Origin of the sequence: Mesorhizobium sp. GbtcB19 (assembly GCF_019091085.1) — a bacterium.
Lineage (GTDB): Bacteria > Pseudomonadota > Alphaproteobacteria > Rhizobiales > Rhizobiaceae > Mesorhizobium.
Map to the genome: position 1 here is coordinate 208,741 of NZ_JAGXJY010000005.1, position 19,435 is coordinate 228,175.

The following is a 19,435-nucleotide window of genomic DNA, read 5'->3' on the forward strand; positions in this document are numbered from 1 at the left end:
CTGTTCGGAAGATAGTCTCTTGGCACCTGTCTCTGTCGGCGCCCGACGAGGGGCATAGCTTTCGATTATTACAGTCGCATGACAGTTTCATGTCAGCCCGGTAACGACTGGAGAGTGATGTGGGGAGAGGCCTTCGGCGGCCTCTCGGGGCCATCCGGAGTTTGCCGCGGGAATCAGCAACTTGTCTGACTTTTGAAATAAAATTTATCCCGGCGGCCGGATCACGGCCGCCGGGAAATAAAATCCGGACGAGAGCGCGTTGCCTGAACGCCAGAGCGGATCATGACGTGGCCATCGCCGAAAACAGGTCCGTTGGGGTAGAGTCGACGCTGTTTCTTGTTGGCGGTCGCTTGCTCCCGCCCGTAACCGACAAGCGGAATCAATGTTCGTTATTGTCCGAACTTGGCGTTTGCTTTGATATGGTGCGATCGCACCATACGCATGCGTCAGCGTCTCGCCCACACCCGCTGACGATTCTTCGGGCGGTTAGCCGGCGTTGCGCCGGGCTTCCGCGTCCGTACCCAGCCAGCGCTCCAGCTTTTCGAGCAGCGCCCGCGGACTGATCGGCTTCGGCAGATAATCGTCCATGCCGGCTTCCAGGCAGCGTTCGCGGTCGCCCTTCAGCGCATGCGCGGTGACGCCGACGATCGGCACATGCGTGCCCATGTCTTGCTCGAGCCGGCGAATGGCGCCCGTTGCCTCAAGCCCGTTCATCTCCGGCATCGACACATCCATCAGGATCATGCGCGGATTGAGCTTGCCGAAAGCGTCGAGTGCCTTGCGGCCGTTGCCGACGATCTCGAAGCGATAGCCGGTCTCGCCGAGGATCTGGGTGAACACCAGCTGGTTCACCTCATTGTCCTCGGCGACCAGGATGTCGAGCCCGAGCTCCGCATCGGCGGGGCGCGGACGCGCGCGCGCCGGCGGCGGCTGCAGCATGGCGCGGTCCGATGCCGCGACCTGCGCCGGCGCGGCCCGCGGCGCGCCTTGGCCGGCGGCGGCCGATTGCGCCGTGGCGCTGCTGTGGCGATGGCGCTGGATGGTCGCGACGAGCGTTTCCAACAGGATCGAGGAGCGCGCCGGCTTGATGAGCTGCGCATCGATGCCGAGGTCGCGATAGGCCGTGTTGGCAAGCGACTGGTCGACCGAGGTCAGCATGACGATCGGCGTATGCGCGAGGCCCGCCGTGTTGCGCACGATGCGCGCCATCTCGGCGCCTGTCATGCCGGGCATCTGGTAGTCGAGCACGACGCAATCGACCGGCACGCCATAGGCGGCGGCGGCAATCAGCACCTTCAATCCCTCGGCGCCGCTCTCGGCCGCGCAGGCATCGAACGTCCACGACGCCATCTGTTCGCTCAGGATCGAGCGGTTGACGGCATTGTCGTCGACGATGAGCACGCGCGCGCCGGTGACGTCGACCGGCGTGATGCGCTGTCCGCCCTGCTCGGCCTTGGGCAGCGTGACGGTGAACCAGAAGGTCGAACCCTTGCCTTCGGCGCTGTCGACGCCGATCTCGCCGCCCATCATCTCGACCAGCCGCGAGGTGATGGCAAGCCCGAGCCCGGTGCCTTCATGTCGCCTGGTCGAGGAGGTGTCGACCTGGCTGAATTTTTCGAACACCAGCTTCAGCTTGTCTTCCGGAATGCCGATGCCGGTATCGGTGACCGATATGGTGAGCCTTGTTCCCGCCGGTACTCGCTCGCCCGTCACGTCGACCAGCACATGGCCTTCGTCGGTGAATTTCACCGCATTGCCGAGCAGGTTGGTGACGATCTGCCTGATGCGGCCGACATCGCCGACGAACTGGCCGTCGAGCCCCGGCTGGACGCGGACGATGAGCTCCAGGTCCTTCTCCTTGGCGCGCGTCGACACCAGCGTCGCCACGTCCTCGATCGCCTCGGCGAGGTTGAAGGGCGCCGGGTCGAGCACCAGCTGGCCCGCGTCGATCTTGGAGAAATCGAGGATGTCGTTGATGATGGTGAGCAGCGCGTTGCCGGATTTGACGATGATGTCGGTGAACGTCTTCTGCTTCGGATCGAGCTCCGACTTTGCCAGCAGTTCCGCCATTCCAAGGACCCCGTTCATCGGCGTGCGGATTTCGTGGCTCATATTGGCGAGGAATTCCGACTTGGCCCGGTCGGCAAGCACGGCGCGCCGGCGCGCTTCGCTGAGTTCGGCCTCGCGCTGCTTGAGCTCGGTGATGTCGGTGGTGGAGCCGATCAGATAGAGCGAGCCGTCGGAGGCGATCATCGCGCCCTTGCGCGCGAACTGATGACGGACACTGCCGTCGGGCATCGTCACCGTCTCTTCGATCTCCTGCGTCTGACCGGTGCGCAGCACGGCAAGGTCGCCTGCGACGAAGGCTTCGCCATCCGGACCGAAAATCTCGACATCGGTCTTGCCGACCGCCTCTTCCTGGCTGAAGCCGGTGAGATCGGACCAGCCCTTGTTGACGTAGAATTGCCTGAGGTCCGAGCGCTTGGCGTAGATCGACACCGGCACATTGTCGATGAGGCTGCGAAACACCTCGTTCTCGCTCATGCTTTCCTTGAGCGCCTGCTCGCGCCGCTTGACGTCGGTGATGTCGGTGCTGGAGCCGACCAGATGCACCGAGCCGTCGGTCGCCACCAGCCGGCTCTTGCGCGTCATCAATTGCCGCACCGTTCCGTCGCGGCTGGTCACGGCCTCCTCGACCTCGCGCCCGGCGCCGGTTGCCACGACTTCCGTATCGTCATTGGCGAAGCCGTCCGCCTCGTCGCCGGCGAAAAGCTCACGATCCGTCTTGCCGATCACGTCATCCTTGGTCAGGCCGGTCAGCGCGCACCAGGCCTTGTTGACGAATTCGATGGCGAGGTCGTCGGCCTTGATGAAGGCGGCGACCGGCAATTCGTCCATGACGTGCCGATAGAGGTCGATCTGGCGCATCGAGTCGCGCAGCGCCTTCTCGCGTACCTTGAGGTCGGTGATGTCGACGCGCACGCCGATGAACGTGCCATCGTCGGTGCGCATGTCATAGACCTGATACCAGCGCCCGTCGGGATTGAGGCGCTCGTAGGACGAGTTCGGCAAACGGTATCGTTTGAGCATGGCATCGAGCCAGCGCTCGGTGTCGACGCCATAAAGGCCGTCGATCCCGGTATCGCCGCTCGAGCGGAAGTAGCCGACGGAGTGGCCGAGGGCCAACGCCTCGCGAAAAGTGCGGCCCGGCTGCCAGGCCGGCTTCAGCGCCGGCAACGTGTCCTGCAGCTTTCGGTTGGCGAAGACGAAACGATCGTCGCGGTCGTAGATGATGACGGCGGCCGGCAGCGACTCCAGCACGGTGGCGAGGTTGCGGCGCGCGTCCTCGGCTTCGCTCTCACGCTGTTTCATGTCGGTGATATCGACATAGGAAATCAGTCGCTTGCCGCCGGCGAGAGGCGCCAGCGAGGCGATCAGCGTGCGGCCGTCCTTGCGCGGCAACTGCCTGGAGCCGGCGGCGCCGGCCCGGATTTCGGCTTCCCGCTCGGCGACATGGTCCTGCCAGGCCCGCTCCTCGCCGCCGAACGGATCGGCGTCCCGACTGGCTTCCATGAGGTCGCGAAACGAGCTGCCTGCCGGAGCGCGCCGCGGGTCGATCTTCCAGAAGTCGTAGAATGCCCGGTTGACCACCTCCGCCCGCAATTCGGCGTCGAGAACGATGACGCCGATCGGCATCGAATCGACCATCAGGCTGAGATTGGCGAGCGCCTCCGAAGCCCCGGCCATGTCGCGACCCTCGCTCGGGGAGGCCTCGTTGCCAAGCATGTCCGCCTTGTTGAAATTCCGCGCGCTGCCCGCCCCGACAGTCCCGTCCGTATCCGCCATTCCCACCCCCAAGGCCGAACCGTACCGGCCCATCGGCGGAATGTGCCCGACAAGCATTAACGATCCGCTAACCATAACGAATTGCAACCACGCGCCGTCGAATGCCGTTGAGACAATCGCAACCGTGGCGCCGGATGCGCTAATCCGCCTGTTGGCGATCATGGGAACGACGCCTATAAGGTGCCTGAGGTGTTGCTAATGTTCGGTCGATTCGCGGCTTTTATCCTGTGCCCGGCGCTGCTTGCAGCGGGCGGCTGCGCGCGCAGCGACGACGGTACGGTGATCGTTCCGAGCCGGATGGATGTCAGGCGTGTCTGGGACCGGGCGCCGCCCGGAACGATCGCGTCGAGGCAGATCGCCTCGGACGTATTTCCCTTGCCGCCGAGCTTGCCGGCGAGCCCTGCTGTCCGACGCCATCTCCGGCCCGCCGCGGCGAGGCCATCCTTCAGCCAGGATCTGCCCAACTCGTCTTCCGACCAGCAAAGCCCCCTCACCTGCAGGAATGTCGGCGAGAACGGCAAGCGCTACCGCGTCGTCTGCGAATAGCTTTGCTCAACCCGGTGACGGCCGATCAATTCGCGGGAAAGAAGGTGGGTCCGACCACGCGCACCGGCTTGGCGCTTACCGGGACAATCGCCGCGGACGGCGCGGTGCCGCCGGCCGCATTTGTTTGCGCGCCATCAGTGCCGCCCGAAGGAATGTCCGAGACCGTGCCCATGTCGGGCCTTGTTGTCGGCAGTGGAATGATGGCGTTTTCCATGTTGCCCGGCGTCACCGTGCGCGCCCTGAGTTCGGCCACGCGCTCAGAGTAGCGCTTGAGATCGCAGGCCTTGAACTCGGCGGCGTCGCGATAGCGGAAGGCGGTCGGCAGCTCGGAATAGGGCTTGCGTGTCTCGACCGCGACCATCTGATCGGTCTCGAGGCTCGGATCGCCGAGCGTATAGAGATCGACGCCCGGATCGTCGCAGATGTAGCGGCACTGATCGACGGTATCCTTGATATCTCCGGCTTGTGCGAATTGCGAGTTCGGCGCGGGGAAGAAATAGCCGTCCGAGAGGCGAACGCAAAACAGCATCGAATTGCCGCCATATCCCGGACCGGAAGCTTCCCCGTTGGACGCCTGCTTCGGCGCCTGTTGCCGCTTGGGTGCCGCCTGACAGCCGAGGGCGACATATCTCGCCTGCAGCCCGGAGACGTCGCGGCCGGAATTGCCGATGCCGGCGATCCGGCGCTGCACTTCGGCCCGGTTGCGGGCAAGATCCGCGCAGGCATTGAAGAAACCGCCGGCGCTGCTAGCGGTGCAGCGGCGCTGTCTCTCCAGCCCCTGGATCGCGGCAAGCTGGCGCCGCAGTTGCGCCAGTTCAGGGCTCGCCGCGCCGCGGCCGCCGGACAGCATCTGACTTCTCAGTGCCGAGCAAGGATCGGCGTAAGAAACCTGTGTCAGCGCCAAGATCGTAATGGCCACAAGGAATGGTATCTCAAGAAGCCGTAAACTCGCCATCGGGTGCCACCCCTGCTCGAAACACGAGATCGACTTAATCAATGCCGGCTAATTAAGGATATACTCATCAACCGGAAGATTAGCCCGAGAGTCTCTTATAGGGTTTGAGTGTTACTCTCAACCATATGAAGCGAATATTACGCTTTCATTTCAAGATTGAGACAGTAGCCGAAAAACCATTTTCAGGTTGGTAGCCACCGATCCCGGCCAGCTGATCACGGATTGCTGATGAAACCTTTGGCCGCCGATGAACGTTGCTAGCGCTGATGTGATCCGCGCGGTGCAGAGGAGACTGAAGATGTCCATTCACTTCACCGTCTCTGGCCTGACCAGGAACCTGATCCACTCGCTTGGGCTGGATCATGAGCAGGCGCCGAGACCCCTTACTCCCGAACAAAACCTTCTCCTGGACTGTTACTTGGCCGGGCAGATCCCGGACTCCGCCTGGAGCGACTATGTCTTCGAGATGCCGGAACTGGAAAAGCATGCCCGGGCCAGGCGCACGCGCGGTTCGACCTAGAGCAATTCCAGGAAAAGTGTGAGCGGTTTTCCGTCCAGAATTGCGTAAAAACAAAAAGATAGAGCGGTTCGCCGTTTCCATGAAACGGTGAACCGCTCTAAAAGCAATTCCAGGAAAAGTGTGAGCGGTTTTCCGTCCGGAATTGCGTCCAAACAAATTATCAGGGCTGCCGCTTACTTCTTCGGCGAGTTGAACTGCAGCGTGAAGATGTTTCCGGCAACGCCTTGCGCCAGCGACGGCGAGAAGCTGAGCGGCAGGCAGTTCTGCAAGGCCTTGGCCGCCGCGTCGACATAGGCCATGCGCGCGGCGTCGTCGCCGATGACATGAATAGCGGTTGTTCTTGGCGGGCCGATCAGCGTGCCGTCGCGCTTGAAGCTGAAGCTCAGCGTCACCGAGGAGTTGTCCGTATTGGCCGGCGGTGCCCAGCAGGCGAGCAGAGCGGCGCCGACGTCGTTCATGCTGTTGAGCGACGCGGCCACTGCGGGAAGGGGTACGGCCAACAGCGCGGCGGCCATCGTCAAAAACCTGATCATCTTCGTCGCGGTCCTCGTTGCCATCGCTCAGCCGCCTAGAGCAATTCCAGGAAAAGTGTGAGCGGTTTTCCGTCCGGAATTGCGTAAAAACAAGGAGATAATGCGTTTCGCCGTTTCCGTGAAACGGCGAAACGCATTAGCGGCATGGTACGATCCACGACGAGGATGACAACAGGATTTCGGGCAACCCGTCTGCGAGGCAATCATACTGTCGTGATTGCGTGAAAAGCAAAAGGCCGGCACGGAGCCGACCTTTCCCTTGCCCCGCCATCGCGCCAGTACATCCGTGGTCGCGGCGAGGACTATGACCAGTAGACAGGCCTTGGGTAAACGAAACCTTAACCTGATGGGCCGCTACGCACTGGTCTGCGATTTCACGTGCGCGATGTAGCCGCGCACGTCGCCCGCCGGTTCCGCGTAGGCCTTGCCGAGCTTCTTCTCCAGCGCCGCCATATACTCCTTCGCCCATTTGGGCAGCGCGTAGTCGACGACTGCCAGGAATTCGAGCGTTGCCGCCAGCCTTATATCGGCGATCGATGGATTCTTGCCGCCGATGAACGGTTTGCCGTCGCGGAAGAAGGAGTGGAACACCTCGAGCGGCTCGGCGATCGCGGCCATCGCCGCCTTCTGCGCTTCCGATTTCTTGTCGGGATGGGCGTCGCTGTGGCCAACCTCGCCGGCATATTGCGGGAAGCCGAGCGCCGGATAGGTTGCGCGCGCGACATAAGGATAAAGCGTGCCGACCAGATAGAACATGGCGCTGTCGATCATCGCCCGTTTGGCCGGCGCCTTCGGATAGAACTTCTCCAGCCCGTGCTTGTTGGCGAGATACTGCATGATGGCGCAGCTTTCCCACAGCACGCCGCGCGGCAGGCCCTTATCCTCGATCATCGGCGTCAGATGCGCCGGATTGCGCGCCAGGAACTCCGGCGAGCGCGTATGGCCCCAGGCATCCGTTTCCGCCGGATCGAGCCCGGCAGCGCGTGCGAAGACCCGCACCGTCATGTTGTTGACGCTCGGCCTCAGCATGCTGAGTTTAATGCCTGGCTTCTTGGCCGGCTTTGCCTTGGCCTTGGACACGGCTTTTGCCGTCGCTTTAGGCGCGGCTTTTGCCGCTGCCTTGGCGGCCGGCTTTGCCGCGGCCTTGGCCGCGGGTTTCTTCACGCTCTTCGTTGCAGCCTTTGCCATCTGTTCCTCCCCTTATGGCTCGCTCAATATGGATTCTTCGCCGCCCGCTCACCCGACAGGGTTTCGCGCGACCGCTCGACCAGCGCCTGGATGGCGTCGGCAAGATGGAGTTCGGCGATATTGTAATCGCCGCGCCCCACGCGGATCTTGTGCGCCTCCATCAGCACGTCGGCATGGGTGAAGCCGGCCGGCGGCTCGAAGCGGTAGGAAGCAAGCTCGATCAGCAGTCCCAGCGGATCCTCGAAATAGATCGAATCCATGAAGCCGCGATCCTTGACGCCGCTGTGCTTGATGCCGCGCTCGTCAAGCCGAGCGACTGCTTGCAGGAAGGTGACCCGCGACACCGAGAACGCGATGTGGTGGACGCAGCCTATATCGGTCGGCGTGCGCCGCTTGACCGGGCTGCGGCTCTCGTCGGTGAAGACGGTGATCAGCCGGCCGTCGCCCGGATCGAAATAGAGATGGCTCTCGCTCGCCTTGTCGAGATTGGGCTGCTCGAAGATGAAGGGCATGCCGAGCACCCCTTCCCAGAAGTCGATCGAGGTCTGGCGCCCGGCGCCGACAAGCGTGATGTGATGAACGCCTTGCGACTGCAGCTTCCGCATTGGCTCCTCCCCGCCTGCATTTGCGCCTTGCCGGCTGGCGAGTTTTCAGATGCCCACCGCGCCCTGACCGGCGCTTGGCACGCGATCGCCTCCCGCGCTCCCGCATCCTGTTGGATTGCCGGCGCATTGCTGAACGGATGCTAATTCAATCCGAGACGTTGCGCCAGAAGCGGCGACACCTCGGCAAAGGGCCAACGCCGAAAAGTCGTGCCACGACCGCGCGGGCGTCGATCCCTCAGGTCGGGATCCAGGCCACGGTCCTGCCGGCATCGGACGGAACGCCCCCGATTCCGGCGGAAAGATCCGGCGAAATAACACCCAGCGGCACTTCCAGAATGTGCGCGATCGCCTTGAGGGTCTTGGTGGAGGCCGTCTTTCCGGATCGCTCTATCTGCGACAGCATGCTGGGCGTTATCCCGGCTTGGACGGCAAGCTGCCTTCCGCTCAGGCCGCGCAGGATCCTGACGGCGCGAACGGGGTTCTCGCCGGCTGCGATCCTGTCAAGGACACGCTTGGGCAACGGGCTGTTGGGCGCAGGCTCGTCAAGGTCGCTCACACCGGCCATCGCCGTCCGCTTGAGCACGCGGAACTGGGATTCCGGCAGCACGACCATGCGCTCCTTGGAGCCTGGGTGCTTGATGAATTGAACGTTGAGCTTCATGTCGGCTCTCGATCTAGGTTTTTTGGCTGGGCAGGGACATCTGCCGAAAGTCAGGGTCGAGATGACGAAAGTCATATTCGTTTGCGGCCGGTCCGGGCTTACGCCAAAGTGGACATGCCGCGTCCCGCGGCTGTTTTTGTGAGAACGAATGATCGATATCGGCACGGAATTACTGCCGGCCGCGCGAGCGGAAGTCATCGGACTTGCTGTTTTGCGGGCCGACAGAACAGTCCAGCAAAAAGTCGGGCATTTGGTCGAGTGGCTCCCTGCCGTTGGAGCGGACTGCTGCCTGTGCACGCTCCTGGTCGGGATGGAAGCCGAAATGGCGGCTTTGTCCGAGGGCCGCCGCGACCTGATCGCCTTGTCGGGCGTGCGCGCCGAACTGCCCGGGCTCGATCGCCCGGTCACCGCGGTCATCTTGTGGAATGGCGATCGATCGCACTACGTCGTGATCGCGATGCCCGACTTCACGGCGCGCCAGGCCGAGATCATGTTCGAAAGCGAGCGGCGCGCCCGACGCCTGATGGAACAGCAGCTCGAAGCCGCCAACTCCGAGGTGCGCTTCGCCTCGCTCGCCCGCACGCGCCTTCGCTTGGCGCGCGACCTGCACGACACGCTCGTGCATTCGATCATCGCGCTGCTGACGCAGATCCGGCTGACGCGGCATTTCCTGGCGACCGACCCCGCCCGTGTCGCGGACGGGCTCGCGGTTGCCGAGGATGCCGCGATCAGCGGCCTGGCGCGGGCGCGCGATGCCATCGCCCGGCTCAGGATGCCCGACGAGCTTGAACCGGATTCGGATGTAGAGAAAATGCTGTCGGACTTCGCGCGGCAGACCGGCACCGAGGTCGCCATGCGGATCGATGATGGAGCCCGCGCCGGGTTGCAGGATCACGCGGCGACGATCCGGCGCATCCTTGGCGAAGCGTTGCGCAACGTCGAGGCGCATGCGAAAGCGCGGCTGGTCCGGTTTGACGCCACCGTCGAGGGAAACGGCCGAAGCCTCGTCGTCGACATCCGCGACGACGGACGCGGCTTTGACGGCACCATCCCCAAACAGGGACATTTCGGGCTGATCGGAATGGCTGAATTCGCCGAGCTGGCAGGGGGGCGATGCATGGTGGAGAGCGCGCCGGGAGCAGGGACGCTGGTTCGGACATCGCTTCCGCTGACGACGGTACCGGCGACGGACGCCGGGTCCGGCGCCGCGGGAGCTTAGAAGATGACCGATCCGCGCCTGCCTGAAAGGATACGCGTGCTGATCGCCGAGGATCAGACTTTGATCCGGGAGGGGCTTGCCACGCTTCTTGCCCAGCAGAACGACGATTTCGAAATCGTCGGCGCAGCCGCCGACGGCGAGCAGGCGATCGAATTCGCGCGCCGGTATCGTCCGGACGTCGTTCTGATGGATCTGCAAATGCCGCGCGCCGATGGCATCACGGCAACCCAGCGGATCCTGCGCGAGTTTCCTGGAACCAGCATCGTGGTCCTGACCACATTCGAGACCAACGACCTGATTTTCGACGCTGTCAGCGCCGGGGCCAAGGCATATCTGTTGAAGGACTCCAGGATTGACGAGATCGCGGCGACGATCCGAACGGTGGTGAACGGCCAATCGGCGCTTTCACCCGGTGTTGCCGCGCGAATTCTGGAGGAATTCAAGCGATTGCGCCCGCGGCACGCCCCCGCAAGCGTCTCGGTCCGTGACGACCTCACCGCCCGCGAGAATGAAATCCTGAAACTGATCGTCGAAGGCAAGAGCAATGGCGAGATCGGCGCGCAGCTGCATTTGGCCGAAGGCACGATAAAGAATTACGTCAGTACGATCCTGGAGAAATGCGGTGCCAAGAACCGGACCGAGCTGGCCATAAAAACGATAAGCTGAGCGATCCTCCGGCTGCGCTTGCTCCGCACGGGTCTTGCACGGCGATCGACACCCCAAAAAGGCCCGCGGCTCCGGGGTTTGGGGAGGGGAAGCCGCGGGCAGTCTTGTCGCCCGAGTTCCTGCTCTTGGCGGCAGGTCGAGGGAAAGGTGGCGGTCAGCACCTCGCCGCGGCGGCCGTCGGCTACGTCTTTGTCCGATCGCGGGCTTCGATTTCACGAAACGCCAGAATGGTCAGAACCATTTCGGCGCTGGCGATCGACGGCCGGGGCGCGAGCAGGCGTATGAGCGCGTCGAGCTGCTCGGTATCCATTTCGGCCAGCTGACCTTTGACGGCCCGCATGCTGTCGTCGAGCCGCGTAAGCAATTCCGCAACGATCTTCATTGTCCGAAGCCTTGCCACGCGGCTCGCTGGCGATCTTGTTGAAGGCGGAACACTGTGCCGGAGGACTTCCGCTGATCGGCCGCGAAGGCTTGCGGATCGGGAAATGACGCAGGTGGTGCGGGATCCAGAGGCGACCAGGCCTGGCCCGGCCGCCTCGGGCGACCCGGGTTACTTTCTGGCCAGCAAGTCGCGGATTTCGGTCAGAAGCTGTACATCGGCCGGCGGCGGGGCCGCGGCAGGCGCTGGCTTCTCGCTCTCAAGCCGCTTGCGCAGATTGTTCACCGCCTTGACCATCAGGAAGATGATGAAGGCAAGGATCAGGAAGTTCAGCACGACGGTAATGAAGCTGCCATAGGCAAAGACCGCGCCTTCTTTCTTGGCATCGGCCAACGCGGACGAGTGGACGTTCGAGGATAGTGCGACGAAGTAATTGTTGAAGTCCAGTCCGCCGAAAATCGCGCCGACGATCGGCATGATGATGTCGCCGACCAGCGAATCGACGATCTTGCCGAAAGCCGCGCCGATGATGACGCCGACGGCCAAGTCCATCACATTGCCCTTGGAAATGAATTCCTGGAATTCCTTCAGCATCCCCATCCCCTACTTTACCTTTCCGCCTTGTCCCCGCCGTCAGGCGAATGCGCTCTCGCGCCTGAAATGCTTGACCAGCAGATAGTAGAAGACCGCGCGATGCTTGTTGCGATTGGCGCTGCCGTACTGGTCGATGACCTTGGCGAGCCCCGCATCAAGTCCAGCATCGGCCGCCAGCCCCAGTCTTTTGATGAGGAAGTTCTGCTTGACCCGCTCCAGTTCCTCCTTGTCCGAGGCCGAAACGGTGGATGCGTCCTTGTCGTAGATCGCCGGGCCGCAGCCCTTGGTGACTTTCGTCAAGAGGTCCATATCCGCCGTAAGGCCGCACTTCACCTTCAGGTCCGCCGCATATTTGTTGATCAGTTCGTCCTGCTTGCTCACACGTTTGCCCTCTCGTTCCCGGCCGGACAGCAGAGCTGCTGCCGAGCCGCGCGGCCTGATTGCCGCAAAGCTGCGCCTCGATTGTCCCGCCGCCCGTAAGTGTCAGCTGGCGCGCGTCGCAAGCACCCCGTCGGGGCTGGCCTGGTCGACGGCGGCCGGAAGATGCTGCGCCAGGGCGCCGGCCACCTGATCCAGCGGAATCCCGAACTGGCTTGCCAGTTGCTGAAGACGCTGGTCGCCAAGAGCCGCTTTGATCTCGTCCGGCGCGATCGGAAGATTTGCGGAATTGGTGCTCAGCCACGATTCGACGCGGTCGCCGAGGCCTGATTTCTGCAGCATGGCGAGCACGCCCTGGTAACCGCCGACGCTGGTCAGCGCATCGGCCAGGAGTGACGAACCTCCGCCCTGCTGTCCCCCCTGCAAGGCGCTTTGCAGACTGTCCAACAATCCCATCCGAAAACCTCCCGTCCGAAAATCGCGCCCGCTGTTGCGCAAGGTTGAGGCGTGCTGATAGGCCCTTTCATGGGATCGCGACACCTGACGAAGGTCAGGACCGAAGATGACGAAGGTCATGTTTGGTGACGGCCGGACCGCACCTAATTGACCAGCCATAGTTCCCGGCGAGACGGCTTCGCCGTTCTTGCCGCGCTTGAGGCCGAGCGGACACGATCCGACCCAGGTCGCAGGACGCTGGCGTGAGACCGGTCATTGCGATAGGTGACGATGGCGGCGCAAATGTCACGCTCGACCCGTGGCGGCCTCCGCGATGGCAATAAGTCGATTGCCTGTCGCACGAATTAGGATTTGATATAGCGGGCGGGTGAGTGTCAGTGAGCGTGGAAAACCGGGGAATGAAGATGAAAGGCGCCGAGCAAGCTGGAAAAGCCGCGGATGGAGTTGCCTCCACCAACGGATCGGAAGCGACAATCCATCCCGAGGCGACGATCGATCAGGTTCGCAATCTCCTGTTCGGAGGCGCGCAGCGATCGCTCGAGAGCAACCTTGCCGGTCTGCGCGACGAGATGCAGGCCACCATCAAGCAGCTCCAGGCGGACTTCGCCAAGGAGATCGCGGCCCTGCAGGCCCATATCCAGGAGCTCGAGCAGGAAACCGAACAGAAGCGGCTCGCCTCGCATAGGGACATCGGCGCCGCGATCTCGGACCTTGGAGCAACCATCAGCGGGCTGGGACTAGGCCGCGCGGGAAGGTAGCATGACGTCCGCCGCCGGCCAGAACCGTGAGATCGAGCAGCTTAGAAAATTGCTCTTTCAAACGGAGGCGGCGCGTCTCGAAGCGCTGGGAGCCGACGTCGCTCTCCTTCAGCAATATATTGGCAGCCCCAACCGGCTGGAGGCGGCAACGGCCGACATCCTGGTCGCCGCCCTGGAACGCGCCGAAGTCAATCGGCCGCGCGAATTGGCCAACGTCATCGCGCCATCGGTGGTTTCCGCGATCCGCAGTGAGATCAGAAACTCGCGCGACCTCATGGTCGATGCGCTCTATCCGATCACCGGTCGGCTGGTCAGCGCCGCCGTGGCCAACGCCTTCAAGGAACTCGTCGCGCGGCTGGAGCAGCGCCTCAACGCCCTGACATCGACGGAGCTGTGGATCGGCCGCATCAAGTCGCTGGCGACAGGTCGCCCGATCAGCGAGTTCGTTCTGGCGAATGCCAGCCCGCCGCGCGTCAACCGGCTGCTGATGATCGAGCGCGGCAACGGACGCCTCGTCGCCGACTGGAAACGCCAAGAGACCACTGACGAACGGGCCGACCTGCTGAGCGCGATGGTCGCGGCGATCCTGGAGTTTTCCGTTCAGGCCCTCGCCGGCGAAGGCAACCTGCAGCAGCTCGATTTCGGCGGACGCGAGATCGTGCTTCGTGCCTCGCCCAGGTTCATCCTGGCCGCGGAATGCATCGGCCCCCTCCGCCCGGTCGACGACGCCAGGATCAACTCGCTTTTCTTCGACACGATCGAGAGCATGGATGGCGGCCTCGACTGCGACGCCGCAATGCTGGCGTCGCTGGCCTCCGCCATCGAGGCGGGTCCCGCCGCGGACCCGAAGCCGCGCAAGGGCGCAAAAATCGTCCTGCTCGTGCTCGCCGCGCTGCTTGCCGCTGGCCTGGCATGGCTGGGAAACATCTACCTGACGCGCATGATGCTGGAGCGACGCACGAACGATGTGCTTCAGGACCTGGTCGGCAAACAGCCGCTGCTGGAAACATTTCCGCTGCGGCTGGACTTCGACCATCGCAACCGCAGCGTCTCGGTCTCCGGGATAGAGCCAAGCGAGGTGCAGACGGCTCCGCTGATCGACGCCCTGGCCAAGGCCGCAGCGCCATATCGGGTCGTCGGCCGGATCGGCATCGTCCCCGGCACGGAACAGTCGACGGCGCTGCGCGCCGATATCGATGCCTTGCGCCAGTCGCTGACTGGCCTCCAGGCAGGCGTCGACGGGAACCGCCAGGCGATCGCCGAACTACGGCAGTCGCTTGCCGGCTTGCAGAAATCCGCCGGTGAAACAGACGCCGCGGTCACCGGGCAGCAGCAGTCCCTCGCCGATCTGCGGAAGTCCGCCGGGGAGACAGGCGCAGCGGTCGCCGAGCAGCGACAGTCTCTCGCCGGCCTGGAGGCGCGCGTAGAAGCGTCGCGCGGGCCGAGCGCGGAAGAGCTGCAGTCCCTTGCCGCTCTGCGGGCGCGCATCGACGAAACACAAGCCGTGCTCGCCGCGGAAGCCACGTCGAGAAACCAGCAATACGACGCCGTACGGTCGATAGCCGACGGCCCTGCCGAGCGGCTCGGTCGCTTCATGGCCTCGACGGCGATCTTCTTCGGCACGGCCGACGCGTTTGCCGACGACAAGGAGGCCGAACAGCAGCTTCGCGATCTGGCCGGCCTTCTTGCGGGCAACGATCTGAGGGTGCGTATCGTCGGCCACGCCGACGATACCGGAACCGAATCCACCAACAAGGTGGTTGCCCGCAAGCGGGCCGACCAGGTGCTGCGCCAATTGGTTTCGCTCGGTATCGAGCCCGCGCGATTGTTCGTGGTCTCGCGCTCGTCATCGGTGCCGATTTCCGACGTTCCGAGCGAGGGGAACCGCCGGGTCACCTTCGAAACCGTATTCAGCGCCGAGCGCCCTCAGTGATGTTCAGCGCAAAGGTCATGCTGCTTGGCGACATGGGTGTGGGCAAGACCTCCATCATGTACCGCCTCGTGCATGATCGTTTCGACGGCGAATACAAATCGACGCTCGGTGTCGAGGTGCTCAGCTACGATGTTGCCGCCGATCCGGTTCGTGGCGGCGACACAGCGCGGCTCGTTCTGTGGGACACCGACGGCGATTTCGGCACGCGTATTTTCGACACCGTCTATGTCACCGGCGCGTCGGCCGCCATTATCGTGTCGGACGTGACGCGCCCGCAAACGGTGACGCGCATGGTCGAGCTGGTCCGCGGCTTCGAGACGAGATTTCCAGGCAGGCCATACAGGGCCCTCATCAACAAGATCGATCTCGCCGAAGCCCCCGGCAGCGCCGGAGAGATCGGCCAGCTGGCGCGCTCGAGCGTCAAGTTCGTCAGCGCCAAGAGCGGCGCTGGAATCGTGGATGCTTTTGCGGAGCTCGCCGAGACGATCCGCCGCCGGCAATTCTAGCTGGGGCTCCAATCGTGGACCTGTGTTCAAGATGACGGCTTACCCCACGGAACCCTCTGCCCGCCGGACCGTTTAGCGCTGATGGCACTGGCTGACGACAGCCAGATGGCGGAACGGCACGTTCTGCAAGCGGAGCGGCACATCAAGTGCCAGCGCGCGCGCATCGCCGCGCTGAAGCGCCGCCGGTTGCCGCGGGGCAAGGCGTCCAACTTTCTGCAATTGCTAGAAGATGCCCAATCGATGCACCTCCAACACCTGTCGCGGTTGCTGGAGCAGGCCTCCCGAGAAAGAACCGAAGCCGGGCTTGCCGCTTCCGTCTCCCTGGCTGCCGAGTGACCAAGCGTGCACAACCCGGTTGAGGCAGCGCGATCGTGCCCTTTCGGAAGCTTGGTACGCCCAAGGGGAATCGAACCCCTGTTCCCGCCGTGAGAGGGCGGTGTCCTGACCGCTAGACGATGGGCGCGCTCAAGAACCGGCTACATAGGCTGGCGGCCGCGAAAAAGCAACTGGGGTTTCTGGCACCCGAACCAGTTTACGGATTGGCCGTGTCAGGACTGCCGTTTCGGCTCGATCAGGTCCCAGAGATTGCCGTAGAGATCGGCGAACACCGCCACCGTGCCATAGGCTTCGTGGCGCGGCGCCTCGCGGAATTCGACGCCGTTCGCCAGCATCGCCCGGTGGTCGCGGGCAAAATCGTCGGTCTCGAGGAACAGAAACACCCGGCCGCCGGCCTGATTGCCGATGCGGCTTGCCTGCGCCTCGCCCGATGCTTCCGCCAGCAGCAGCCGCGCGCCCTGGCCCTTCCCCGGCGTGACGGTGACCCAGCGCTTGCCGCCGCCAAGGTCGACATCCTCGCCCAGCGCGAAGCCAAGCCGCTCGACATACCAGGCGATCGCCTCGTCATAGTTCCTGACGACGAGCGCCACCGTGGCAACGCTGCGATGCCCGGCAAAGCCGCTCATTTGGTGCGGATCGCAAACTGGCCGATGATGCGGCGCTCGGCGATGTCGTAGACGAAGATCGAACGGCTGCCGTCCGCAAGCTCAGCATCGATCGACAGGCGGTTGCCGGAAAGCGACTGGCTGACGACCTTGGCGCCCACGGGGAGCACGATGTCGCCGGAGAGCGGCGCGCCGGCCGGAACCTGGACATCGCCAGCGGGCGCCAGGCCGGCCACCGGCGCGTTGCGGGCTTTGTAGACAAGCGCCCCGATCACCACCATAAGGGCGAGGAACAGAAGGCCGAGGTTGATGATCATGAAGCGAACGAGCTTGCGGCGCACGTTCTCGGCCGCGGGATCGAGCGGCTTTTCCTCATCTTCTTCGGCGATCGGCCGGGCCATGGCTAAACAATCCGCAACGGGTTTCGATGAGCGCTCATAACGAAGAGAGTTCCGGATTGATAGAGCTCACGGACGACGAGTCGGCCGCCGGCGAAGCTGTCGTGCTCGAAGCCGGTGCCGATGCCGTCGGCCAGCGTCTCGACCAGTGGCTTGCCGCCAGGCTCGGGCCGGAGCTCTCGCGCAGCCGCGTGCAGGCGCTGATCCGCCAAGGCGCGGTCTCCATCGCCGGCAAGCCGGTGCTGGAAGCCAAGCGCAAGCTGACGGCCGGCGAGCGCGTCGAAATCCTAGTGCCCGCGCCGGAGCCTGCTGAGCCGCAGGGCGAGGACATTCCCCTCGACATCCTCTATGAGGACAACGAGCTGATCGTCATCAACAAGCCGGCCGGGCTGGTCGTCCATCCCGGCGCCGGCAACTGGACCGGCACGCTGGTCAACGCGCTGATCCACCATTGCGGCGACAGCCTGTCCGGCATCGGCGGCGTCAGGCGGCCGGGCATCGTGCATCGGCTCGACAAGGAAACCAGCGGCGTCATGGTCGTGGCCAAGACCGACCGCGCCCACAAGGCGCTGTCGGAGGCCTTTGCCGACCATGGCCGCACCGGCGATCTCGAGCGCGCCTATCTGGCGCTGGTGTGGGGCATTCCGCAGCGGCCGACCGGCACCGTCGATGCCGCCTTGGGCCGGGCCGCCGATCGCGTCCGCCGCGCCGTGGTGCCCGAAAGCCGCGACGATGCCCGCCATGCCGTCACCCATTTCAGCGTCGTCGAGCGCTTCGGCGAGGGACAGCAGGTTTTCGCCACCGCAAGCCTGGTCGAATGCCGGCTGGAGACCGGCCGCACCCACCAGATCCGCGTCCACATGGCCCATATCGGCCATCCCGTGGTCGGCGACCCGGATTACGGCCAGGCCTTCCGCACCAAGGCCAACCGGCTGCCCGAACCCTTGAAAACCAAGGTCAGTACGTTTCCCCGGCAGGCCCTGCATGCCTGGCTCCTTGAATTCGAGCACCCGACCACCCATCTAACGATGAGGTTCGAAGCGCCGATGCCGGGAGACATGGAGGAACTCGTCGGCGACTTCCGGAAACTTTGAACCGACCCGCCACAAACAAGCTGCAAGCCAGCCATCAAAAAACCTGACCGGCGTTGTTCACTTCAGCGTGACAGACTGTTTAGCGTTGAACAAATGCCTGTCTTTTCTGGTTTTGTTCCTATATATACCGGTTGTCTGCGGATGAGCCTTTGGCATCCGCGACGAATGCCCGCCGCGTTTCGGGGGCATCCACTCCAAAGAGAGAGGGGGCGCTATCATGGCCCAATCATTACCCAGTATCGTTTCCGGTGAAGGCGGTCTCGCCCGTTACCTGGAAGAAATCCGCCGCTTTCCGATGCTTCAGCCGCAGGAAGAGTACATGCTCGCCAAGCGTTATGCCGAGCATCAGGACACCACGGCTGCCCACAAGCTCGTCACCAGCCATTTGCGGCTCGTCGCCAAGATCGCCATGGGCTATCGCGGCTACGGCCTGCCGATCGGCGAGGTGATCTCGGAAGGCAATGTCGGCCTCATGCAGGCCGTGAAGAAATTCGAACCGGAGCGTGGTTTCCGGCTCGCCACCTATGCCATGTGGTGGATCAAGGCCTCGATCCAGGAATACATCCTGCGCTCGTGGAGCCTGGTCAAGATGGGCACCACCGCCAACCAGAAGCGTCTGTTCTTCAACCTGCGCAAGGTGAAGGGCAAGATCCAGGCGCTCGACGATGGCGACCTGAAGCCCGACCAGATCGCCGAGATCGCCACGCGCCTCAACGTTTCCGAGGCTGAAGTGGTGTCGATGAACCGCCGCCTGTCGGGCGACGCCTCGCTCAACGCCCCGATCCGGGCGAGCGAAGGCGAGTCCGGCGAATGGCAGGACTGGCTGGTCGACGACCACGAAAGCCAGGAAGAGATGCTGATCGAGCAGGACGAGCTGGAAAACCGGCGCGGCATGCTGTCGGGCGCGCTGTCGGTGCTCAACGAGCGCGAACGGCGCATCTTCGAGGCGCGTCGCCTCGCCGAAGAGCCGTTGACGCTGGAAGAGCTGTCGGCCGAGTTCGACATCAGCCGCGAGCGCGTGCGCCAGATCGAGGTGCGCGCCTTCGAGAAGGTGCAGGACGCGGTCAAGGCCGCCGCCAAGCGCCAGACCCAGGCGCTGCGCACCATCGAAGCGCAGCCGGCGGCGTAATCAGCTCAAGGCACGAAAATGAAAAAAGGCGGCGCGTCGGCGTCGTTTTTTTTGTTGGCGAAAGCGGCGAACCAGCCATTTCTCCCCGTTCACGGGGAGAAATGCCCGACAGGGCAATGAGGGGCAGCGC

At 63.7% G+C, this 19,435-nt stretch carries 22 protein-coding genes and 1 tRNA gene; 10 read left to right on the forward strand and 13 right to left on the reverse strand.

The genetic code is table 11. The features are described 5' to 3' along the window. Positions 1 to 486: 486 nt before the first annotated feature. Positions 487 to 3,846 carry a response regulator gene (locus tag KVT37_RS11935; RefSeq protein WP_254633956.1) on the reverse strand — a complete coding sequence of 1,120 codons (3,360 nt, stop codon included), beginning with the start codon at positions 3,844 to 3,846 and terminating at the stop codon, positions 487 to 489. A gap of 198 nt (positions 3,847 to 4,044) precedes the next feature. Between KVT37_RS11935 and KVT37_RS11940 the strand changes: the two genes are divergently transcribed. Beyond that, positions 4,045 to 4,392 (forward strand): hypothetical protein, encoded by a 348-nt coding sequence (locus KVT37_RS11940; RefSeq protein ID WP_254633957.1) that lies wholly within the window; start codon positions 4,045 to 4,047, stop codon positions 4,390 to 4,392. Between the two features lie 25 nt (positions 4,393 to 4,417). Here KVT37_RS11940 and KVT37_RS11945 read toward each other — a convergent pair whose 3' ends face one another. Next, on the reverse strand, positions 4,418 to 5,242 hold the full coding sequence (locus KVT37_RS11945; protein WP_254633958.1) for a DUF2865 domain-containing protein: 825 nt from the start codon (positions 5,240 to 5,242) through the stop codon (positions 4,418 to 4,420). Between the two features lie 403 nt (positions 5,243 to 5,645). On the opposite strand from KVT37_RS11945, the gene KVT37_RS11950 reads away from it, so the two are divergent. Beyond that, positions 5,646 to 5,867, forward strand: a complete 222-nt coding sequence (locus KVT37_RS11950) for a hypothetical protein (protein ID WP_217573000.1) — start codon at positions 5,646 to 5,648, stop codon at positions 5,865 to 5,867. 173 nt (positions 5,868 to 6,040) lie between these two features. Here the strand turns inward: KVT37_RS11950 and KVT37_RS11955 are convergent, their stop codons facing one another. From KVT37_RS11955 to KVT37_RS11970, 4 genes are all read right to left on the reverse strand, one after another. Further along, a complete protein-coding gene (locus KVT37_RS11955) occupies positions 6,041 to 6,424 on the reverse strand; it encodes a hypothetical protein (protein WP_254633959.1) in 384 nt (127 codons plus the stop codon). A 330-nt stretch (positions 6,425 to 6,754) separates the two neighbouring features. Further along, on the reverse strand, positions 6,755 to 7,588 hold the full coding sequence (locus tag KVT37_RS11960) for a glutathione S-transferase family protein (RefSeq protein ID WP_217573002.1): 834 nt from the start codon (positions 7,586 to 7,588) through the stop codon (positions 6,755 to 6,757). A gap of 23 nt (positions 7,589 to 7,611) precedes the next feature. Next, positions 7,612 to 8,193 (reverse strand): VOC family protein, encoded by a 582-nt coding sequence (locus KVT37_RS11965; RefSeq protein WP_217573004.1) that lies wholly within the window; start codon positions 8,191 to 8,193, stop codon positions 7,612 to 7,614. A 235-nt stretch (positions 8,194 to 8,428) separates the two neighbouring features. Continuing rightward, positions 8,429 to 8,854, reverse strand: coding sequence for a helix-turn-helix domain-containing protein (locus KVT37_RS11970; protein WP_217573007.1), 426 nt, complete (start codon positions 8,852 to 8,854; stop codon positions 8,429 to 8,431). 148 nt (positions 8,855 to 9,002) lie between these two features. On the opposite strand from KVT37_RS11970, the gene KVT37_RS11975 reads away from it, so the two are divergent. Both KVT37_RS11975 and KVT37_RS11980 read left to right on the forward strand, forming a co-directional pair. Further along, positions 9,003 to 10,073: a sensor histidine kinase gene (locus KVT37_RS11975; RefSeq protein WP_217573009.1), complete on the forward strand. Its 1,071-nt coding sequence runs from the start codon at positions 9,003 to 9,005 to the stop codon at positions 10,071 to 10,073. A gap of 3 nt (positions 10,074 to 10,076) precedes the next feature. Further along, positions 10,077 to 10,739, forward strand: coding sequence for a response regulator transcription factor (locus tag KVT37_RS11980; RefSeq protein WP_217573011.1), 663 nt, complete (start codon positions 10,077 to 10,079; stop codon positions 10,737 to 10,739). Between the two features lie 181 nt (positions 10,740 to 10,920). Here KVT37_RS11980 and KVT37_RS11985 read toward each other — a convergent pair whose 3' ends face one another. The 4 genes from KVT37_RS11985 to KVT37_RS12000 form a co-directional block, all read right to left on the reverse strand. Continuing rightward, positions 10,921 to 11,121 (reverse strand): hypothetical protein, encoded by a 201-nt coding sequence (locus tag KVT37_RS11985; RefSeq protein ID WP_217573013.1) that lies wholly within the window; start codon positions 11,119 to 11,121, stop codon positions 10,921 to 10,923. A 168-nt stretch (positions 11,122 to 11,289) separates the two neighbouring features. Then, positions 11,290 to 11,712: a large conductance mechanosensitive channel protein MscL gene (gene mscL / locus KVT37_RS11990; protein ID WP_217573015.1), complete on the reverse strand. Its 423-nt coding sequence runs from the start codon at positions 11,710 to 11,712 to the stop codon at positions 11,290 to 11,292. 39 nt (positions 11,713 to 11,751) lie between these two features. After that, the gene (locus KVT37_RS11995; RefSeq protein ID WP_217573017.1) at positions 11,752 to 12,093 is read right to left on the reverse strand and encodes a DUF2853 family protein; all 342 of its coding nucleotides are present in this window, start codon (positions 12,091 to 12,093) and stop codon (positions 11,752 to 11,754) included. Positions 12,094 to 12,195: 102 nt separating this feature from the next. Further along, on the reverse strand, positions 12,196 to 12,666 hold the full coding sequence (locus KVT37_RS12000) for a YidB family protein (RefSeq protein WP_217573019.1): 471 nt from the start codon (positions 12,664 to 12,666) through the stop codon (positions 12,196 to 12,198). A gap of 278 nt (positions 12,667 to 12,944) precedes the next feature. Between KVT37_RS12000 and KVT37_RS12005 the strand changes: the two genes are divergently transcribed. The 4 genes from KVT37_RS12005 to KVT37_RS12020 all read left to right on the forward strand — a co-directional run bounded on the left by KVT37_RS12005 (position 12,945) and on the right by KVT37_RS12020 (position 16,079). Beyond that, positions 12,945 to 13,304 carry a hypothetical protein gene (locus KVT37_RS12005; protein WP_217573021.1) on the forward strand — a complete coding sequence of 120 codons (360 nt, stop codon included), beginning with the start codon at positions 12,945 to 12,947 and terminating at the stop codon, positions 13,302 to 13,304. Between the two features lies 1 nt (position 13,305). After that, positions 13,306 to 15,237, forward strand: a complete 1,932-nt coding sequence (locus KVT37_RS12010) for an OmpA family protein (protein WP_217573023.1) — start codon at positions 13,306 to 13,308, stop codon at positions 15,235 to 15,237. Further along, on the forward strand, positions 15,237 to 15,743 hold the full coding sequence (locus tag KVT37_RS12015) for a Rab family GTPase (protein WP_217573025.1): 507 nt from the start codon (positions 15,237 to 15,239) through the stop codon (positions 15,741 to 15,743). The genes KVT37_RS12010 and KVT37_RS12015 overlap by 1 nt, the downstream gene beginning before the upstream one ends. 81 nt (positions 15,744 to 15,824) lie before the next feature. After that, positions 15,825 to 16,079, forward strand: a complete 255-nt coding sequence (locus KVT37_RS12020; protein ID WP_217573028.1) for a hypothetical protein — start codon at positions 15,825 to 15,827, stop codon at positions 16,077 to 16,079. A 52-nt stretch (positions 16,080 to 16,131) separates the two neighbouring features. Here the strand turns inward: KVT37_RS12020 and KVT37_RS12025 are convergent. From KVT37_RS12025 to KVT37_RS12035, 3 genes are all read right to left on the reverse strand, one after another. Then, positions 16,132 to 16,206, reverse strand: a tRNA-Glu gene (locus tag KVT37_RS12025). Between the two features lie 85 nt (positions 16,207 to 16,291). After that, a complete protein-coding gene (locus KVT37_RS12030; RefSeq protein ID WP_217573030.1) occupies positions 16,292 to 16,705 on the reverse strand; it encodes a VOC family protein in 414 nt (137 codons plus the stop codon). Next, on the reverse strand, positions 16,702 to 17,085 hold the full coding sequence (locus tag KVT37_RS12035) for a fimbrial protein (RefSeq protein WP_217573032.1): 384 nt from the start codon (positions 17,083 to 17,085) through the stop codon (positions 16,702 to 16,704). Before KVT37_RS12035 ends, KVT37_RS12030 begins: the two co-directional genes overlap by 4 nt. Positions 17,086 to 17,111: 26 nt before the next feature. Here KVT37_RS12035 and KVT37_RS12040 point away from each other — a divergent pair, with 26 nt between their 5' ends. Together KVT37_RS12040 and rpoH are read left to right on the forward strand one after the other, a co-directional pair. After that, on the forward strand, positions 17,112 to 18,176 hold the full coding sequence (locus tag KVT37_RS12040; RefSeq protein WP_217573034.1) for an RluA family pseudouridine synthase: 1,065 nt from the start codon (positions 17,112 to 17,114) through the stop codon (positions 18,174 to 18,176). Between the two features lie 217 nt (positions 18,177 to 18,393). Continuing rightward, positions 18,394 to 19,305: an RNA polymerase sigma factor RpoH gene (gene rpoH, locus KVT37_RS12045; protein ID WP_217573036.1), complete on the forward strand. Its 912-nt coding sequence runs from the start codon at positions 18,394 to 18,396 to the stop codon at positions 19,303 to 19,305. Positions 19,306 to 19,435 lie beyond the last annotated feature (130 nt).